Annotated in this window: 1 protein-coding gene; it reads left to right on the top strand. The window is 64.1% G+C overall.

Annotated features, from left to right (window positions below):
- Positions 1-1,020 (top strand): VCBS domain-containing protein (locus tag KW821_RS21350; RefSeq protein ID WP_218292849.1); only part of this gene is annotated, 1,020 nt, incomplete at both ends.

The following is a 1,020-nucleotide window of genomic DNA, read 5'->3' as shown; positions in this document are numbered from 1 at the left end:
AGGTCGCCAACGACAAGGTGCAGTACCTGGGCGCGGGCGAGACCAAGGTCGAGACCTTCGTGGTTGAGAGCCTGGATGGCACCAGCCACACCGTGACCATCACCATCACCGGCGTCAATGACGGTGCCGAGATCAAGGGTGATGACAGCGGTGCGGTGACCGAAGACCTGAACGTGGTCAGCGGTAACCTGACCGAAACTGGCAGCCTGACCCTGACCGACGTGGACGGGGCGGATGAAGCCGAGTTCAAGCCGGGTGTGGGCGCGCCGAGTGCCGGTGCCCTGGGTCAGCTGGAGATCGATGCGGCTGGCAAGTGGAGCTATGAAGTCGCCAACAGCAAGGTGCAGTACCTGGGCGCGGGCGAGACCAAGGTCGAGACCTTTGTGGTTGAGAGCCTGGATGGCACCAGCCACACCGTGACCATCACCATCACCGGCGTCAATGACGGTGCCGAGATCAAGGGTGATGACAGCGGTGCGGTGACCGAAGATCTGAACGTGGTCAGCGGTAACCTGACCGAAACTGGCAGCCTGACCCTGACCGACGTGGACGGGGCGGATGAAGCCGAGTTCAAGCCGGGTGTGGGCGCGCCGAGTGCCGGTGCCCTGGGTCAGCTGGAGATCGATGCGGCTGGCAAGTGGAGCTATGAAGTCGCCAACAGCAAGGTGCAGTACCTGGGCGCGGGCGAGACCAAGGTCGAGACCTTTGTGGTTGAGAGCCTGGACGGCACCAGCCACACCGTGACCATCACCATCACCGGCGTGAACGATGCGGCCGTGATCAGCGGTGCCGACCACGGCGCGGTGCTGGAAGATGAGAGCAAGCCGACCCTGACCGAAACTGGCAGCCTGACCCTGACCGACGTGGACGGGGCGGACGAGGCCGAGTTCAAGCCGGGTGTGGGCACCCCGAGTGCCGGCGCCCTGGGTCAGCTGGAGATCGATGCGGCTGGCAAGTGGAGCTATGAAGTCGCCAACGACAAGGTGCAGTACCTGGGCGAGGGCGAGACCAAGGTCGAGA

This window comes from Aeromonas sp. sif2416, assembly GCF_019218665.1.
GTDB classification, from domain to species: domain Bacteria; phylum Pseudomonadota; class Gammaproteobacteria; order Enterobacterales; family Aeromonadaceae; genus Aeromonas; species Aeromonas encheleia.
Note: the sequence above shows the minus strand (reverse complement) of the source record. Positions and strands in the feature narration are given on the sequence as shown.